The following is a 15,740-nucleotide window of genomic DNA, read 5'->3' on the forward strand; positions in this document are numbered from 1 at the left end:
CATGACGGATAATCCAAATAAGAAATCGCTGTGGGATAAAATCCACATCGACCCAGCCATGCTGCTGATCCTGCTGGCTCTGCTGGTTTACAGCGCCCTGGTTATCTGGAGTGCCAGTGGCCAGGACATCGGCATGATGGAGCGCAAAATCGGCCAGATCGCGATGGGTCTGGTTATTATGGTGGTCATGGCGCAGATCCCGCCGCGCGTCTATGAAGGCTGGGCGCCGTATCTGTATATATTCTGTATTGTGTTGCTGGTTGCGGTTGACGCCTTCGGCGCTATCTCTAAAGGCGCACAGCGCTGGCTGGATCTTGGTGTGGTTCGCTTCCAGCCTTCTGAAATTGCCAAAATCGCCGTTCCATTGATGGTGGCACGTTTTATCAACCGTGACGTCTGCCCGCCGTCGCTAAAAAATACCGCCATCGCGCTGGTGCTGATTTTCCTGCCGACACTGCTGGTTGCCGCGCAGCCTGACCTTGGCACCTCAATCTTAATCGCCCTCTCCGGCCTGTTTGTTCTCTTCCTGTCAGGCTTAAGCTGGCGTCTGATTGGTATCGCGGTGGTACTGGTTGCGGCTTTCATTCCTATTCTCTGGTTCTTCCTGATGCATGATTACCAGCGCCAGCGCGTAATGATGTTGCTCGATCCAGAAACCGATCCGCTGGGTGCGGGCTATCATATTATCCAGTCCAAGATTGCAATTGGCTCCGGTGGTCTGCGCGGTAAAGGCTGGCTACACGGTACCCAATCTCAGCTGGAATTTTTACCGGAACGCCACACTGACTTTATCTTTGCGGTACTGGCGGAAGAGCTGGGGCTGGTTGGCATCTTAATATTGCTGGCACTCTACGTGCTGCTAATCATGCGCGGATTGTGGATTGCTGCTCGGGCGCAAACCACCTTTGGTCGCGTCATGGCTGGCGGGTTAATGTTGATTTTATTCGTTTATGTCTTCGTAAATATTGGTATGGTGAGTGGTATTCTGCCAGTAGTAGGCGTACCGCTGCCGCTGGTGAGTTACGGAGGCTCGGCACTGATCGTGTTGATGGCCGGGTTTGGTATCGTGATGTCGATCCATACCCACAGAAAAATGTTGTCAAAAAGCGTATAAAAATAAGGGGTTCGGAATGCGTAAGCAGTGGCTGGGGATCTGCATCGCGGCAAGTTTACTTGCGGCCTGCACAAGTGATGATGGTCAGCAACAGGCAACCGTCGCGCCACCGCAGCCTGCGGTTTGTAATGGCCCGATCGTTGAAATCAGCGGTGCCGATCCCGTTTATGAACCGCTAAATGCCAGCGCGAATCAGGATTACGAGCGCGACGGCAAAAGCTACAAAATTGTTCAGGATCCTACCCGTTTCAGTCAGGCTGGCTTTGCCGCCATTTATGATGCTGAACCCGGTAGTAACCTGACCGCATCGGGCGAAGCCTTCGACCCAATGCAGCTTACGGCTGCGCACCCGACGCTGCCGATCCCAAGTTATGCGCGTATAACGAACCTCGCGAATGGGCGAATGATCGTGGTGAAAATTAACGATCGCGGCCCATACGGTAATGACCGGGTGATCTCTCTGTCCCGCGCAGCCGCTGACCGCCTGAACACCTCGAACAATACCAAAGTCCGTATTGATCCGATTATTGTGGCGCAGGATGGTTCGCTGTCCGGCCCTGGCACAGCATGTACCACGGTGGCAAAACAGACTTATGCCCTTCCTGACCGTCCGAATCTGGACGGCGGAATGGGGAGCGTGTCTTCACCGGCAGAGCCTGCTCAGCCTGGTGGGGAGATTCGCGCCATCAGCAACGACACCCTGCAAAGCGACGACTCGACCGGCGCGCCGGTAAAGAGTAGCGGCTTTCTTGGCGCACCAACGACCTTAGCCGCAGGTGTGCTGGAAGGCAGTGAACCTACCCCAGCACCCGCTCCTGTTACTGCTCCAGCTACCCAGCCAGCCCCTGTCACGGCCCCGACCGTGACGCAAAGTGCGCCAGTTACTGCGCCAGCAGCGGTCAGTGGCAATTATGTGGTTCAGGTAGGCGCAGTGAGCGATCAGGCCCGAGCCAAACAGTATCAGCAGCGTCTGAGCCAGCAGTTTGGCGTACCAGGACGTGTTGAGCAGAATGGCGCGGTCTGGCGCATTCAAATGGGGCCGTTTGCCAGCAAATCGCAGGCAGCGTCCTTGCAACAACGTTTACAGAATGAAGCTCAACTTCAGTCATTTATCGCTGTTGCGAAATAATGAACCGGCGGTATCCGAATTGTCAGTTAGTGTAAAACACATTCACAAACTCATGCTTAAAGTCGGATGCCTGCCTGAATAGCATTTGCTATAGTAGGGCACTTTTTTTAATTCCATCACGGATGTCGTAGTTCTGACCATGAAGACCACTTTTTCCGCTCGTTTTGTGCAGCGCATGGCGCTGACCACGGCCCTTTGCGCTACTGCACTCTCTGCAGCTCACGCCGATGACCTGAATATCAAGACCATGATCCCTGGTGTTCCGCAAATTGATGCGGAATCCTACATCCTGATCGACTACAACTCTGGCAAAGTGCTGGCGGAACAGAACGCCGATGCTCGCCGTGACCCGGCTAGCCTGACCAAAATGATGACCAGCTACGTTATCGGCCAGGCGATGAAAGCAGGTAAATTCAAAGAATCAGACCTGGTCACCATCGGTAACGATGCGTGGGCAACCGGGAACCCTGTTTTCAAAGGTTCCTCTCTGATGTTCCTGAAACCAGGTATGCAGGTTCCTGTTTCTCAGTTGATCCGTGGTATCAACCTGCAGTCTGGTAACGATGCCTGCGTAGCCATGGCCGATTTCGCCGCCGGCAGCCAGGATGCTTTCGTCGGTTTGATGAACAGTTACGTTACCGCGCTGGGTCTGAAAAACAGCCATTTCCAGACCGTACATGGTCTGGACGCCGATGGCCAGTACAGCTCCGCACGTGATATGGCGCTGATTGGTCAGGCATTGATCCGCGACGTACCTAATGAGTACTCCATCTATAAAGAGAAAGAGTTCACCTTCAACGGTATTCGTCAGACCAACCGTAATGGCTTGCTGTGGGATAACAGCCTGAATGTTGACGGTATCAAAACGGGTCATACCGACAAAGCCGGCTACAACCTGGTGGCCTCTGCTACAGAAGGCCAGATGCGCCTGATCTCTGCCGTGATGGGCGGTCGTACCTTTAAAGGCCGTGAAACAGAAAGCAAAAAACTGCTGACCTGGGGCTTCCGTTTCTTCGAAACCGTGAACCCACTGAAAGCAGGTAAAGAGTTTGCTTCAGAACCAGTCTGGTTCGGCGATAACGACCGTGCCTCCCTCGGCGTTGATAAAGATCTGTACCTGACCATTCCTCGTGGTCGTATGAAAGATCTGAAAGCCAGCTACGTCCTGAACAGCACCGAACTGCATGCGCCACTGCAGAAAAACCAGGTGGTGGGGACGATCAACTTCCAGCTGGATGGAAAGACTATCGATCAGCGACCACTGGTTGTTCTGCAAGAAATTCCTGAAGGCAATTTCTTCGGCAAAATCATTGATTACATTAAATTGATGTTCCATCACTGGTTTGGTTAAAAATTGAACACTTGAAAGTGTGATTTTGATCCCCATATACTAAGTATCCTGATAACTCCCACCTGACGTGGGAGTTATTCTTTTTGACGTTACGCCGGAGCTGACATGAAAACCAAACTTAACGAACTGCTTGAATTCCCTACCCCGTTTACCTACAAAGTAATGGGTCTGGCGAAACCTGAGCTGGTTGATCAGGTGGTTGAAGTGGTACAGCGCCATGCGCCCGGTGACTACTCTCCGTCAGTAAAACCAAGCAGCAAGGGCAACTACCACTCGGTTTCTATTACCATCACTGCAACACACATTGAGCAGGTTGAGACGCTGTACGAAGAACTCGGCAATATCGAAATTGTTCGTATGGTGCTGTAGTCCCTTTTCGGTTACCCGGTTTGCCGGGTAACCCCTCTCCCCGCTGTGATATACTCCCCTTCATCTTATGTCCTTCGTCTTCGGAGACGCCGTTTTGTATCAGGATAAAATTCTGGTCCGTCACCTCGGGCTGCAACCTTATGAGCCTGTCTCCCAGGCTATGCATGACTTCACGGATTCACGCGATGATACAACCCCTGATGAGATCTGGCTGGTCGAACACCTGCCAGTCTTTACACAGGGCCAGGCGGGAAAAGCGGAACATTTATTAATGACGGGTGATATCCCGGTTATTCAGAGCGACCGCGGCGGGCAGGTGACTTACCACGGACCCGGGCAACAGGTGATGTACGTCCTGCTTAATCTGAAGCGCAGAAAGCTGGGTGTGCGTGAACTGGTTACCTTACTGGAACAAACTGTCGTCAACACGCTGGCGGAATATGGCATTGACGCTCACCCGCGCGCCGATGCACCTGGTGTCTATGTCGGCGAAATGAAGATCTGCTCTCTGGGGCTGCGTATTCGAAAAGGTTGTTCATTTCACGGTCTGGCGCTGAATATTAATATGGATCTTACGCCTTTTCAGCGCATAAACCCCTGCGGCTACGCTGGTATGGAAATGACACAAATGCGCCAGTGGGTCGACACGGCTGCGCCAGAAAATATTCGTCCTGTGCTTTTGAAGCACATGTTAGCGTTACTTAACAATCCCCCGCACGAATATATCCCTGCTTAATATATTATACAACATGGCTCGATAATTTGACGGGCCAGTGTTTATTTACCGCTTTTACGCTTTACAATAATCTACAGATTCTATATTTTCGAAGCGCCCGAATATTACCGTTACATATTATTTAGCCTCCAGTAAGCGCAACACGCAGGATCTAAGTAACTTGAGTGATAATCACACAACTGTTTGTTTTTGATATACAAGTGAAACAAAACCAACACTTTACGAATCTCTACAGGCATAATAAATAAATTCAACTATCATTCATAATGTGAATGTATACGGAGTAAAAGCGTGGAGTCTACTAATTTACCAGCTAAACGCCTGAATGACCCTGGTGGCGAAGACAAGCCGCAAATTTTTCGGACTTTACGTAATATTGACCTCAATTTACTGACTATTTTTGAGGCAGTATATGTCCATAAGGGTATCGTTAATGCTGCGAAAATTCTTAATCTCACGCCATCAGCAATAAGTCAGTCAATCCAAAAGCTACGCGCTATATTTCCTGACCCGTTATTTATCCGTAAGGGTCAGGGGGTAACACCGACAGCTTACGCCACACATCTCCACGAGTACATCAGCCAGGGGCTGGAGTCTATCCTGGGCGCACTGGATTTAACCGGGAGCTACGATAAGCAGAGAACCATCACCATCGGCTGTTCCCCTTCTGTGGGTGTACTGGTGATGCCTGCAATCTTCCAGACCGTCAAAGAGCATGCTCCGCAGCTCCTGCTACGCAATGTGCCTCTCAACGAACCTGACATTCAGCTTGCCCAGTTTCAGACGGACCTGATTATTGAAAGCGGCAGTTTCAACGCCAGAGCCCTGGGGCAAAATGTGCTTTATGCAGATAATCTGGTTCTGGTTTGCCGCCAGCAGCACCCTGCTCTCAGCGAGCCATTAACCATTGAAAACTTGCGCAACTATGATCATTCATCATTCATGACCGAAGGGCAGTCTAATCATGTTCTGCGCCAGCGGATTGATGAAATCTTCCCGGAACGTCAGATTAGTTTCAGCAGCTACAATATGTTTACCACCGCATCCCTGATTGGCAGCAGTGACATGCTCTGTATCATGCCTTCGCGGCTGTATAACCTGCTGCGAAAATGCTGGCCGCTGGAAAGCATTCCCCTCAGTCAACTTAATGCGGAATCTATCGAGATTTCACTGCATTACAACAAACTGAGTTTGCGCGACCCGGTACTGGAAAACGTCATCCGCATTATCCGTCAGGCCTTCTGACAGATTTAGCCAGCACAAGACCCTGCTACAGGCAGGGCAAAAGGCACAAAACAACAACTATTTTACAAATTGGCGACCTGGCAGGCTGCTTTAACGACCGTTTCAATGATATACTGCCTGTCGTTCGTTCAAAAATAGTTGATAAATACAACATTCCCTTGAATTGAAACGCTTTCCTTCGATATTCGCAACTGGAACACGCACGCTATGAGTAAACCCATTGTGATGGAACGCGGTGTTAAATACCGCGATGCCGATAAAATGGCCCTTATCCCGGTTAAAAACGTGGCTACAGAGCGCGAGGCGCTGTTAAGAAAACCGGAATGGATGAAAATCAAACTTCCGGCCGACTCTTCGCGTATCCAGGGGATCAAAGCGGCGATGCGCAAGAATGGTCTTCACTCCGTCTGTGAAGAAGCCTCTTGTCCGAACCTTGCTGAATGTTTCAATCACGGCACCGCGACGTTCATGATTCTGGGTGCCATCTGTACCCGCCGCTGCCCGTTCTGCGATGTTGCTCATGGTCGTCCAGTCGCACCCGATGCTAACGAACCTCAAAAACTGGCGCAGACCATTGCCGATATGGCGCTGCGTTATGTCGTAATCACTTCTGTTGACCGTGACGATCTGCGAGATGGGGGTGCTCAGCACTTTGCTGACTGTATTACTGCTATTCGTGAGAAAAGCCCGAACATCAAAATCGAGACGCTGGTTCCTGACTTCCGCGGCCGTATGGATCGTGCACTGGACATCCTGACCGCGACGCCGCCAGATGTGTTTAACCACAACCTCGAGAACGTTCCACGTATCTACCGCCAGGTACGTCCAGGTGCAGATTATAACTGGTCTCTGAAGCTGCTGGAGCGTTTCAAAGAGGCGCATCCGCATATTCCTACCAAGTCTGGCCTGATGGTTGGCCTGGGTGAAACCAATGATGAAATCATTGAGGTAATGCGCGATCTGCGTCGCCACGGTGTGACTATGCTGACGTTGGGACAGTATCTGCAACCAAGCCGCCACCACCTGCCGGTACAGCGCTATGTCAGCCCGGACGAGTTTGATGAGATGAAAGCCGAAGCGATGGCGATGGGCTTTACCCACGCAGCATGCGGCCCATTTGTTCGCTCCTCATACCATGCCGATATGCAGGCAAAAGGCGAAGAAGTTAAATAATGCTGTAATATTCATTTACAGTAATACAAAAAAACCGGCCTCATGAGCCGGTTTTTTTTCGCAAGCCCTCAGGCATTGCTATCACTCTTTGTGAGAAAGCTTGTCTGCCGGGACGTCGTCTTCAGCGCTTTTCCTGGCTGCCGCATCATCGTCGTTCATTGCTTTCTTAAAGCCTTTGATGGCAGCTCCCAGGTCACCACCCAGCGTGCGTAACTTCTTGGTACCAAACAGCAGGACGACCAGTGCGGCAACCACCAGCAGTTTGGTAATACTAATCTCACCCATAGATACCTTCTTTACTTAAAACAGGCTGCATTCAGCGCCAAAACCTGATTGTATTAACGGTCATTTGACGCGTGCACACAATAGCAATCTGTAACAAGGTGAATCAAGCATTGTTGAAAAAAACATCACAATAATTGCGGTGGCGCAAACCGGCGGTTATGAAGAACAGGTAATTGCTTACGAGCAAGCGCAACCCTTTCTAAATTAATCTCCGTTACCAGCAACACAGGGGTTTCCGCAGCAGCAGCAATCGTCACCCCCAGCGGATCAACCACCCTGCTTTGCCCGATGTTTTTACTGCCGCACTCCCCTGCAGCAATGACATAACAGGTGGTATCGAGCGCACGTGCCGCAAGCAATGTTCCCCAGTGATGCTCTTTTAACGGCCCCTTGACCCATGCAGCGGGCAATACCAGAACGTCCGCCCCTTGTAGTGCAAGATGGAGCGCCAGCTCCGGAAAACGCAGGTCGTAGCAAGTCATCAACCCAACCTTAAACCCGTCAATATCCAGTAGCGGTGGAACACAGCCACCGGGATCAACAAGCCGTGACTCCTGAATGCTGAACGCATCATAGAGATGAAGTTTGGCATAGCTTGCGACAATTGCCCCGCTACGGATAGCCACGAGCGTATTCACCGCACGGCCCGGCGTTGAGGGAACATGCACCGTAAAAATGGTCGTCATCTCGTTGCCGGCGCTCTGGGCCAGCAATTGCTGTAAAAATCCACCGTTTAGCGGCTGCGCCGATTTCACCGACAGATCAGGATCATTATCATCCCTTGCCAGCAGTGCCTCCGGGAGAACCAACAGAGACGCTCCTTTCTGCCGGGCCTGTATCATCAGGTTAACGCATTGACTCGCATTTTCATGCCAGTCAGGCGTGACCGCAAACTGTCCAACCGCAACATACATATTTGTCCCCTACTCATAAACAGCGTTAAACTCGCAACTCTTACACATCAAATAGCAGGTATTTAGCGTGTTACAACTACTTTTAGCCGTTTTTATTGGTGGGGGAACGGGTAGCGTTGCGCGATGGTTTCTGAGTATGCGGTTTAACCCCCTGCATCAGGCTATACCCATGGGAACGCTTGCCGCAAACCTGATTGGTGCTTTCATTATTGGTATGGGACTGGCATGGTTTAACCGAATGACGCACATCGACCCCATGTGGAAGGTGTTGATCACTACGGGTTTCTGCGGAGGTTTAACCACCTTTTCGACATTCTCAGCAGAAGTCGTTTTTCTCTTTCAGGAAGGTCGTATCGGCTGGGCATTAGTGAATATCGCGATTAACATGCTCGGCTCCTTTGCGATGACGGGGATCGCATTTTGGCTATTTTCCTCCGCAAGCGCACATTAACCGCCAGAACATTAATGTTGCCTTAATTTTTCTCTGTCACTCTGGCTCCAGTGCTGAACGAGGGTGACAGAATGAAACAGAGTCTGATGAGCGCAGGAATGGTGTTGTTAAGCGTACTGATCGTTGCCAGCTTCCTGAAAATGTATCTGCTTGGCTGATTCAAAACGAAAAAAACCCGCTCAATGAGCGGGTTTTGAAATTCTTGCTGACGCGTCTGAATTACAGAGCGATTACGTTAGCAGCAGAAGGGCCTTTGGCACCGTTAGTGATTTCGAACTCTACACGCTGACCTTCAGCCAGAGTTTTGAAACCATTAGACTGGATTGCAGAGAAGTGTACGAACACGTCTTTGCTGCCATCTTCAGGAGTAATGAAACCGAATCCTTTGGACTCATTAAACCACTTAACGTTACCTTTAATCTTAGACATCAAAATTACCTTTACATTAAAAAACGACACAAATGCTGTGTCGGTTACCAGTACATCAATTGTGGGACCTTTTGTCCAGCGGATCTTTGATAAAAAGTGACTAAAGTCGCGTTAATTTTTGCAGACAGATTTTTATCGTTTACGAATCAACAACTGCGCGTTTATTCACCACAATGTAAACTTTTTTCAGTTAAAACTGAAAACGCATCCAGGCAAAGTAAACGTTACCGTTGTTATACGTACCCGGAATGTAGGTCATCTGGAACGTTGCAGGGCCATAGCCAATGGAGGCCAGTGGCAGAAGCACCGGAATCGGAATGTAGTTCCAGTTATCACGGGCAGTCAATCCAGCGGTATAACCTAAGCCAACGTGGAAGTTCTCGTCCGCTAATGGACGCCAGGTTTTCTCCCAGCCATAGCCACCAATCGGTTCCCATTTGTTAAAGGAATCTTTAAATGCCATCAAATAGATGCCATGCCAGTTACCCTTTTCATCCCAGCGCGACTGACCAAAACCAGCTCCCCACGGGCGCTCGTTGTATTTATCTGTCTTCTCTTTGTCATAAGCAAAACGTGCATGCCAGGTTATTGCCGGAACATAGAGATCATAATGTTCAGGCGAGGACCAGGTCTGCGAAACATTATCCGTAAAGGTTGAGAACCAGCCTTTATCTTTTGCGTTGTCCTCTGCCTGTGCAACGGAGGAGAACGTTAACTGCCCAAAAATAAACAGAAAAAGAGAGAAAAATGTATTACGTACGATCACAATGCAATTACCATTCTTAGTATTCGAAGCAAAGTTTACCATAAATTAGTTTAACCAATGCTTAACGGCACCAGTATTATTCCTAATTATTTGAACCCTTGTGGGAATATTCTTAAAATAACCCACCAGCCAATACGAGTAAGCTCACCCATCGTGTGGTTTTAAAGGATTTAATTTTCTGAATCACAAACCCACCAGGATACACAAAACATTAACATTTCATTATCATTGTTAGGACATATGGCGGTGCTACAGCGGGTCAAGCCCCTCATGATATAAATGTATGAGTCGTGGCAAAACACTGTCATTCTGTCTTTTAGTCATCTATTTATTGATTTTAATCAGCAAGAACAGACCATTAATTCGGCACATTTTCATCCTTCTTTTTTATTGATTATTTGTGCTCCACGGCAGCAGAGATACAGGGGAAATCATGCTTACGTTAATCGAACTCCTTATTGGGGTCGTCGTCATTGTTGGTGTCGCTCGCTACATCATTAAGGGATACTCGGCAACCGGCGTTTTATTTGTTGGTGGTTTAACACTGCTGATTATCAGTGCCATAATGGGCCATCAGGTGTTACCAGCCAGCGCAACCAGCACGGGTTACACCGCCACCGACATTGTTGAATACATTAAAATATTGCTCATGAGCCGTGGTGGCGACCTGGGCATGATGATCATGATGCTGTGCGGTTTTGCGGCCTACATGACTCATATTGGCGCCAACGACATGGTCGTTAAGCTTGCCTCGAAACCCCTGCAATATATCAACTCACCGTATCTGCTGATGGTCGCAGCCTATTTCCTCGCCTGCCTGATGTCACTGGCCGTTTCGTCGGCAACCGGACTTGGCGTGCTGTTAATGGCCACGCTGTTCCCGGTGATGGTTAACGTCGGTATTAGCCGTGGTGCGGCAGCGGCAATTTGCGCGTCTCCTGCAGCTATTATTCTCTCCCCTACCTCTGGCGACGTCGTGCTGGCGGCAAAGGCAGCGGAAATGTCGCTTATCGACTTCGCCTTTAAAACCACGCTACCGATCTCGATAGTTGCAATTGTGGGAATGGGTATCGCGCATTTCTTCTGGCAACGCTATCTCGATAAGAAAGAAAACATCAGCCATGAAATGATGGATGTGAGTGAAATCACCACGACAGCGCCAGCGTTTTACGCCATTCTGCCGTTTACGCCGATTATAGGTGTATTGATTTTTGACGGTAAATGGGGCCCTCAGTTGCACATCATTACCATTCTGGTCATCTGTATGCTGCTGGCTGCCGTGCTGGAATTTGTACGCGGCTTTAACACACAAAAAGTCTTCTCTGGCCTGGAAGTGGCATATCGCGGTATGGCAGATGCGTTTGCCGGCGTTGTCATGCTGTTGGTTGCAGCAGGCGTCTTTGCTCAGGGGCTGAGCACTATCGGCTTTATCCAGAGCCTCATCTCCATCGCCACCTCATTCGGTTCCGCCAGTATTATCCTGATGCTGGTTCTGGTCGTGCTCACCATGCTGGCGGCCATGACCACTGGTTCCGGTAATGCACCTTTCTACGCCTTCGTTGAGATGATCCCGAAACTGGCACACTCTTCCGGTATTAACCCTGCGTATCTCTCCATTCCGATGCTGCAGGCGTCAAACCTGGGTCGTACCATTTCACCGGTATCTGGCGTCGTCGTTGCCGTTGCCGGGATGGCAAAAATCTCGCCATTCGAAGTGGTAAAACGCACCTCCGTGCCGGTTATTGTCGGCCTGATTATCGTGATTATCGCCACGGAAGTCCTGGTCCCCGGCGCAGCCTAAGTTAAATTACTGATTTCCAGAAAGCGCCTGCGGGCGCTTTTTGTGCTTTAATCATTTCCAGAAATTAATCATGTTCATTCGATCAGGAAATCACATGTTCAGGAAGGATATCGTTATCCCGTCTGGCGCAATGGCGCTGGCACTTTGTGTCTTCTCCACACAGGCCGATCCACTCAAGGCAACACAGTATGGCGATTTCGATCGCTATGTGCTGGCGCTGTCCTGGCAAACCGGGTTTTGTCAGAGCATGGTCGAGCGTAACCGCAACGAACCTGACGAATGCCGACTGCAAAAAGAGCGCGAAAATAAAACCGATTTTCTGACCGTTCACGGCTTATGGCCTAGTTTGCCGAAATCTATTGCCGCGCGGGGCGTGGATGAACGTCGCTGGATGCGTTTTGGCTGCGCCACGCGCCCTATTCCAAACATGCCAGAAGCGAAAGCCAGCCGAAAATGCGCTGCCGCCGAGACCGGACTGTCTCTTTCCGGTGCTGCCAGGCTGAATAGCGTGATGCCCGGTGCCGGTGGTAACTCCTGTCTGGAACGTTACGAATATGCCAAACATGGCGTCTGCTTTGGTTTTGATCCCGATGCCTATTTCGGCACGATGGTGCGAATGAACCAGGAAATAAAAAACAGCGTAGTCGGTAAATTCCTGGCAGATAACTACGGTAAAACCGTTAATCGCAGCGACTTTGACAACGCGGTTGCCAAAAGCTGGAGCAAGGAGAACATAAAAGCATTCAAGCTGACCTGCAATGGTAATCCAGCTTATCTGACCGAAATGCAGATTTCACTGAAGGCTGACACCATTAATAATCCACTTTCTGCGACATCATTTGCACCGCAGCCACACCCTGGTAACTGCGGATCACAATTCGTCATTGATAAAGCGGGTTACTGACTTACTACCGGTCGCACCATATCAAACCGGTTTTCATCACTGATGCCATAGTACGCCGTCGGCCCACCCGCACGCAGGATGGGCTGCGCTTTCGCCGTCTGGTATATCCCCTCTTCCAGCAGCGTCTCGTTAATATGGACGCCGACCACTTCTCCTAACACCAGCCAGGTATCTACAGGTGTGCCGTCAGCCCCGGTAAGCTGAATGCATTGCGACAGGCGGCATTCAAAGTTCACCGGGCTCTGCGCGACACGCGGGGCGTTAACAAGCTGGCTGGCCGCAGGCGTCAACCCGGCAAAGGTAAATTCATCTTCCCCGTGAGGAAGTGTGGCGGAGGTTTCATTCATTGCTTCGGCTAAATCGCGCGTCGCCAGGTTCCAGACAAACTCTTTTGTTTCAGTAATATTACGTACGCTGTCCTTCCAGCCATTGCTGGAAAACCCGATGATCGGCGGGCGATAGTTAAAACAGTTAAAGAAGCTATAGGGTGCGAGGTTCAACTGACCAGCATGGTCGCAGGAGGAGATCCAGCCAATCGGACGTGGGCCAATAATGGCGTTCAGCGGGTCATGCGGCAAGCCGTGCCCCTGAGACGGTTGGTAGAAGTACATAGTTCTCTCTCAATGGAGGGCAGACACGAATTACGTTTCGCTCAATGCCCTGGTTCAGGACGCTCAGCGTAACGCAATCCGCCAGGAATTAAGACTGAATAAATTTCAGCAAATCTTCATTGATCTGGTGCTTATGCGTGGTGCAAATACCGTGAGAGCCACCGGCATAGACTTTCAGCTCTGCATTCGGCAGGATCTCCGCCGCTACCCGACCACAGGTATCAATGGGGACAATCTGGTCATCATCACCGTGGATCACCAGCGTCGGAATGGTCATCCTTTTCAGATCTTCACGCAGGTCCGTTTCCGAAAACGCTTTCACACAGTCGTACAGCGCCTTGATTGCCCCCTGAAGCCCCTGCTCAACAAAACTTTCACGCACCGCTTTGGACTCTTTCGCGCCCGGGCGGTTGTAGCCATAAAACGCGGCGGTCAGCTCATAGAAGAATGCCGCCCGATCGTTGACGACGCCTTCCCGAATACCATCAAACACCTCTTTCGGCACCCCGTTCGGGTTGAAATCGGTTTTGATCATAATCGGCGTTACGGCGCCAATCAGCACCGCTTTGGCCACGCGCTTCGTACCGTGACGCCCAATGTAGCGCGCCACTTCGCCTCCCCCTGTGGAATGCCCCACGTGAACAGCATCTTTCAGGTTAAGATGCGCCGTCAGTTGTGCCAGGTCATCAGCGTACTGATCCATATTATGGCCGTCCCACGGCTGCGCGGAACGACCATGTCCGCGGCGGTCGTGCGCAATTACGCGAAATCCTTTTGACCCCAGGTATAACATCTGATCTTCAAAGGCATCTGCCGTCAGCGGCCAGCCGTGGCTGAAAACCACCGGTTGCCCGCTTCCCCAGTCTTTAAAATGCAAATAGCTACCGTCTTTCAAGGTAATTTTATCGTAATCGCTCATGAGATCTCCTGCTAAGGAACACTGAATGCGTATAGTCGCCTGCAAGGGGCGCTTAAAAAGGATAATGCAAATTTGCGAGGGATCACGTTTTTCGCCGAAAATTCATATGGACCATGAATGTGACTTTCATCACTTCAAACTTGCACGTTCAGCCAGTATCATCGGGAGAGTTAAACCCTCGCTGCCAGACGGCGAGGGTTTTCTTTTGGATTGGTTTCTGCGTTACACGCAGTATTAACGACATGGAGTAAAAAATGTCCAGACCTACAATTATCATCAATGAACTCGACGCAGAACGTATCGACAGACTGCTGGAAAAAGCAGAATTCGCCTCACTTCCGGTGGCCGACGCCCTGAACGAGGAGCTCGACCGGGCGCAGATGTGCACGCCTGAGTCGATGCCGCATGACGTCGTCACCATGAACAGCCAGGTAAAATTCCGCAATCTGACTACTGGTGAAGAGTTAACCCGCACGCTGGTTTACCCGGCGCAGATGACAGACAGCAGCACTCAGCTTTCCGTTCTGGCACCGGTGGGTGCCGCACTGTTGGGGCTACGCACAGGGGATACCATCCACTGGGAGTTACCGGGAGGTACCTCTACCCACCTGGAAGTGCTGGCATTGATCTACCAGCCAGAAGCCGCAGGTGATTACCTGCGTTAACCCCTTCTGAACAAGCGCCCACCGCTTTGCACAGAGGATGCAGCCGCATCCTCTTTCCGCAAATTCACCCAAAATGCTTATATCGCGCGAAAAGGCCTTAATCCACGCTTAATCTGTTTTGGTGCCGTGGGGACGGTCATGAGTGAGATACTGGCTATCACACTTATTTTTCTGATTTTTGTGGCGATCATCGTCATGGCAGTGCTCTATCTTGAGCGCTACTGGTAACGTGTTTTTCTCCTGCTTCTCAACAGTAAAATGTTCCATGGCATGAAAAAGTGCCAGACAGCTATCAGAAACCGGAATCATTTTGTGCTTGAATGGTTTTAGCGTTTATAAACAAGGAGAAACGGGTATGTATCAGAGAATCATTATGCCGGTTGATGTTTTTGAGATGGAGCTGAGCGACAAAGCGGTACGCCATGCGGAGTTTCTGGCGCAAGAGGACGGTGTTATCCATCTTTTGCACGTATTGCCGGGTTCCGCCAGCCTGAGCTTGCACCGCTTTGCAGCTGATGTGCGTCGCTTCGAAGAGCATCTGCAGCACGAAGCTGAAAATCGCCTGCAAACCATGGTCAGCCATTTCAGTATTGATCCTTCACGCATCAAAACGCATGTCAGGTTCGGCAGCGTGCGTGATGCCGTTAACGAACTGGTGAACGAACTGAAAGCTGACGTGGTGGTCATCGGTTCGCGCAACCCTTCCATCACCACGCATTTGCTGGGATCAAACGCCTCCAGCGTGATTCGTCACACGCATATTCCGGTGATGGTGGTGAGATAAAAAAAGAGGCCACCTTTGTGAAGTGAACCCCATATATTGGACACTTTCTTAACTGGCGGCTGACATGGCCTGAGTTCGGTATTGTACCGGACTC

19 protein-coding genes are annotated in these 15,740 nt (G+C 50.4%); 13 read left to right on the top strand and 6 right to left on the bottom strand.

All coding sequences use genetic code 11. The features are described from left to right. The first annotated feature begins 1 nt into the window (after position 1). The 7 genes from mrdB to lipA all read left to right on the top strand — a co-directional run bounded on the left by mrdB (position 2) and on the right by lipA (position 7,117). Complete coding sequence (mrdB, locus tag V6E55_RS18330) at positions 2–1,114, top strand: peptidoglycan glycosyltransferase MrdB (protein ID WP_014169118.1); 1,113 nt, start codon at positions 2–4, stop codon at positions 1,112–1,114. Between the two features lie 16 nt (positions 1,115–1,130). Further along, positions 1,131–2,243, top strand: coding sequence for an endolytic peptidoglycan transglycosylase RlpA (rlpA, locus tag V6E55_RS18335; protein ID WP_316943548.1), 1,113 nt, complete (start codon positions 1,131–1,133; stop codon positions 2,241–2,243). A gap of 139 nt (positions 2,244–2,382) precedes the next feature. Then, the gene (dacA, locus tag V6E55_RS18340; RefSeq protein ID WP_028019477.1) at positions 2,383–3,594 is read left to right on the top strand and encodes a D-alanyl-D-alanine carboxypeptidase DacA; all 1,212 of its coding nucleotides are present in this window, start codon (positions 2,383–2,385) and stop codon (positions 3,592–3,594) included. A gap of 105 nt (positions 3,595–3,699) precedes the next feature. Continuing rightward, on the top strand, positions 3,700–3,963 hold the full coding sequence (gene ybeD / locus V6E55_RS18345) for a DUF493 family protein YbeD (protein WP_003858718.1): 264 nt from the start codon (positions 3,700–3,702) through the stop codon (positions 3,961–3,963). Positions 3,964–4,057: 94 nt separating this feature from the next. Then, positions 4,058–4,699: a lipoyl(octanoyl) transferase LipB gene (lipB, locus tag V6E55_RS18350; protein ID WP_129996455.1), complete on the top strand. Its 642-nt coding sequence runs from the start codon at positions 4,058–4,060 to the stop codon at positions 4,697–4,699. Positions 4,700–4,990: 291 nt separating this feature from the next. Further along, positions 4,991–5,944 (top strand): YbeF family transcriptional regulator, encoded by a 954-nt coding sequence (locus V6E55_RS18355; protein WP_316943550.1) that lies wholly within the window; start codon positions 4,991–4,993, stop codon positions 5,942–5,944. 207 nt (positions 5,945–6,151) lie between these two features. Continuing rightward, positions 6,152–7,117, top strand: coding sequence for a lipoyl synthase (gene lipA / locus V6E55_RS18360; protein ID WP_028019480.1), 966 nt, complete (start codon positions 6,152–6,154; stop codon positions 7,115–7,117). Between the two features lie 81 nt (positions 7,118–7,198). On the opposite strand, the gene tatE is transcribed toward lipA, so the two are convergent. Beyond that, positions 7,199–7,402 (bottom strand): twin-arginine translocase subunit TatE, encoded by a 204-nt coding sequence (gene tatE, locus V6E55_RS18365; protein WP_236920003.1) that lies wholly within the window; start codon positions 7,400–7,402, stop codon positions 7,199–7,201. Positions 7,403–7,527: 125 nt separating this feature from the next. After that, positions 7,528–8,316: a deaminated glutathione amidase gene (locus tag V6E55_RS18370; protein ID WP_129996458.1), complete on the bottom strand. Its 789-nt coding sequence runs from the start codon at positions 8,314–8,316 to the stop codon at positions 7,528–7,530. A 67-nt stretch (positions 8,317–8,383) separates the two neighbouring features. Here V6E55_RS18370 and crcB point away from each other — a divergent pair, with 67 nt between their 5' ends. Continuing rightward, positions 8,384–8,767 carry a fluoride efflux transporter CrcB gene (gene crcB, locus V6E55_RS18375; RefSeq protein WP_114980134.1) on the top strand — a complete coding sequence of 128 codons (384 nt, stop codon included), beginning with the start codon at positions 8,384–8,386 and terminating at the stop codon, positions 8,765–8,767. A 219-nt stretch (positions 8,768–8,986) separates the two neighbouring features. Here the strand turns inward: crcB and cspE are convergent, their stop codons facing one another. Then, on the bottom strand, positions 8,987–9,196 hold the full coding sequence (gene cspE, locus V6E55_RS18380) for a transcription antiterminator/RNA stability regulator CspE (RefSeq protein WP_002439184.1): 210 nt from the start codon (positions 9,194–9,196) through the stop codon (positions 8,987–8,989). Between the two features lie 190 nt (positions 9,197–9,386). Next, positions 9,387–10,004, bottom strand: coding sequence for a lipid IV(A) palmitoyltransferase PagP (gene pagP, locus V6E55_RS18385; protein ID WP_410493464.1), 618 nt, complete (start codon positions 10,002–10,004; stop codon positions 9,387–9,389). A 391-nt stretch (positions 10,005–10,395) separates the two neighbouring features. On the opposite strand from pagP, the gene dcuC reads away from it, so the two are divergent. Further along, positions 10,396–11,763, top strand: coding sequence for an anaerobic C4-dicarboxylate transporter DcuC (gene dcuC, locus V6E55_RS18390; RefSeq protein WP_129996460.1), 1,368 nt, complete (start codon positions 10,396–10,398; stop codon positions 11,761–11,763). A gap of 94 nt (positions 11,764–11,857) precedes the next feature. Then, entirely contained in the window at positions 11,858–12,667 is an 810-nt protein-coding gene (gene rna / locus V6E55_RS18395; RefSeq protein WP_316943552.1) for a ribonuclease I, read from the top strand. Here rna and V6E55_RS18400 read toward each other — a convergent pair. Together V6E55_RS18400 and V6E55_RS18405 are read right to left on the bottom strand one after the other, a co-directional pair. Further along, positions 12,661–13,278: a flavin reductase family protein gene (locus V6E55_RS18400; RefSeq protein ID WP_114980130.1), complete on the bottom strand. Its 618-nt coding sequence runs from the start codon at positions 13,276–13,278 to the stop codon at positions 12,661–12,663. The genes rna and V6E55_RS18400 overlap by 7 nt on opposite strands. An 88-nt stretch (positions 13,279–13,366) precedes the next feature. Next, the gene (locus tag V6E55_RS18405; RefSeq protein ID WP_316943553.1) at positions 13,367–14,197 is read right to left on the bottom strand and encodes an alpha/beta fold hydrolase; all 831 of its coding nucleotides are present in this window, start codon (positions 14,195–14,197) and stop codon (positions 13,367–13,369) included. Between the two features lie 254 nt (positions 14,198–14,451). Here V6E55_RS18405 and rnk point away from each other — a divergent pair, with 254 nt between their 5' ends. The 3 genes from rnk (at position 14,452) to uspG (ending at position 15,646) form a co-directional block, all read left to right on the top strand. Continuing rightward, a complete protein-coding gene (gene rnk, locus V6E55_RS18410) occupies positions 14,452–14,862 on the top strand; it encodes a nucleoside diphosphate kinase regulator (protein ID WP_028019487.1) in 411 nt (136 codons plus the stop codon). Positions 14,863–15,000: 138 nt separating this feature from the next. After that, entirely contained in the window at positions 15,001–15,090 is a 90-nt protein-coding gene (yldA, locus tag V6E55_RS18415) for a small membrane protein YldA (protein ID WP_316943555.1), read from the top strand. 127 nt (positions 15,091–15,217) lie between these two features. Then, on the top strand, positions 15,218–15,646 hold the full coding sequence (gene uspG, locus V6E55_RS18420) for a universal stress protein UspG (RefSeq protein WP_316943557.1): 429 nt from the start codon (positions 15,218–15,220) through the stop codon (positions 15,644–15,646). Positions 15,647–15,740 lie beyond the last annotated feature (94 nt).

This window comes from Enterobacter sp. 342 (assembly GCF_036663495.1).
In the GTDB taxonomy this organism is placed as follows: domain Bacteria; phylum Pseudomonadota; class Gammaproteobacteria; order Enterobacterales; family Enterobacteriaceae; genus Enterobacter.